The sequence below is a fragment of the Serpentinimonas barnesii genome (genome assembly GCF_000696225.1).
GTDB lineage: Bacteria > Pseudomonadota > Gammaproteobacteria > Burkholderiales > Burkholderiaceae_C > Serpentinimonas > Serpentinimonas barnesii.
Map to the genome: position 1 here is coordinate 1 of NZ_BAWN01000073.1, position 1,670 is coordinate 1,670.

The following is a 1,670-nucleotide window of genomic DNA, read 5'->3' on the forward strand; positions in this document are numbered from 1 at the left end:
CCAGCCGCTGGCCGCCATCGCCAGCTACGCCAGCGGCTCGCTCAACCTGCTGCCCGACGCACCCGATGGGGCCGCCCCCACGGCCAGCGAACTGGGCCCGCTGCGCAGCGCCTTGCAACGCATCGCCGAGCAGGCCGAGCGCGCCGGCAAAGTCATCAAAAGCGTGGCCGACCTGGTGCGCCAGCGCGACCGCGAACGCGCCGCGGTGGCGCCAACCGATTTGCTGCAAGCCATCTGGCCGCTGCTGCAACTGCAGGCGCGCCAGCAAAACATCGGGCTCGAACTCGATGTGGGCCCCGACTGCCCGCCGGTTTGGTGCCAGCGCACCATGATCGAGCAGGTGCTGCTCAACCTGGCGCGCAACGGCATGCAAGCCATGCCGGCGGGCGACCCACCCGGCCCATCGGGGCTGCGCCGCCTGCGCCTGAGCGCGCGCCGGGTCGTGCAAGGCCGCGGCGAGGGGGTCGAGTTTGCCGTGGCCGACCACGGCCAGGGCATCAGCCAAGAGCAGGCCGAGCAGTTGTTCACGCCCTTTTTCACCACCAAACCCGAGGGCATGGGGCTGGGGCTGAGCCTGTGCCGCACCGTGGTGGAGCAACACGGCGGCGCGCTGCAGTACAGCGCCCACGCGCCCCGTGGCACGGTGTTTCGCTTCACGCTGCCCGTGGCGCCTCCTGCCTGAATACCCCCAAGGCGGCGCAAAGCCCTATCATCGGGGCCCATGAATGCCACCGCTGCCCTGCAAGGCTGCGTCCACATCGTGGACGACGACGCCGGCGTGCGCGACGCGCTGGGCTGGCTGCTGCGCACGCGGCGCCTGCTCAGCAGCGCCTACCCCAGCGCCGAGGCGTTCTGGGACTGCGCCCACGCCTGGCCCGAGCCCACCGAGGCGAGCTGCCTGCTGCTGGATTTGCGCATGCCGGGCTGGAGCGGACTGGAGTTGTATGAGCGCCTGCCGGCCCTCGTAGGCTGTGCTGCCATGCCGGTTATTTTTCTGAGTGGCCACGCGGATGTGGCCACCGCCGTCGAAGCGGTCAAGCGCGGCGCCTTTGATTTTTGCGAGAAACCCTTTTCCGACAACGCCCTGGTGGACCGCGTGGAGCAGGCGCTGCAGCATTCGGCGCAGTTGCTGGCGCAGCGCCGCGAGCTAAAAAAACGCCAGCGCCGCATCGACGCCCTGACCGAACGCGAGCAGGCGGTGATGCGCCTGATCGCCGACGGCTTGCCCAACAAGCTGGTGGCCGAGCAACTGCAAATCAGCGTGCGCACGGTCGAGGTGCACCGCGCCCACGTGTTCGACAAACTCGGCGTGCGCTCTGCCGTGGATCTGGTGCACTTGCTGCGCGATTTTTGATGCTCCCTCCGCCCCCCATCGACCCCACCCCATCGACCCACCGCCTGAACGTGTCGCACCCGCTTTCCCAGCCCCTCCTGCCACCTCTTGCACGGCCGCTTGCACGGCCGCTGGCGTCGTGCCTCTGGCCAGCCCTTGGCCGCCCGCCCGCTTGGGCTGGCCTGCTGCTGGCCGGCCTGCTGCTGGCAGGCTGCGCCACCCAGCCGCCCGCCCGCATGGACACCCCCGCCGCCACCGGCGCGCCACAGCCGGCAGCGGTCGGCCTTGGCGCCCCCGATGCACCGGCAACTGCCCCGCCCGCCCCGCCCGCCCCGCC

At 70.8% G+C, this 1,670-nt stretch carries 2 protein-coding genes and 1 pseudogene; all 3 read left to right on the forward strand.

Going from position 1 to position 1,670, the window contains the following annotated elements; translation table 11 throughout:
* Positions 1 to 682, forward strand: a 682-nt coding sequence (locus SRAH_RS11690; protein ID WP_029463514.1) for a sensor histidine kinase, incomplete at its 5' end; no start/stop codon positions are given.
* Positions 683 to 721: 39 nt separating this feature from the next.
* On the forward strand, positions 722 to 1,354 hold the full coding sequence (locus SRAH_RS11695; RefSeq protein WP_029463515.1) for a response regulator transcription factor: 633 nt from the start codon (positions 722 to 724) through the stop codon (positions 1,352 to 1,354).
* Positions 1,354 to 1,670 (forward strand): annotated as a pseudogene (locus tag SRAH_RS12895) (hypothetical protein); the annotation flags it as partial. The gene SRAH_RS11695 and the pseudogene SRAH_RS12895, both read left to right, overlap by 1 nt.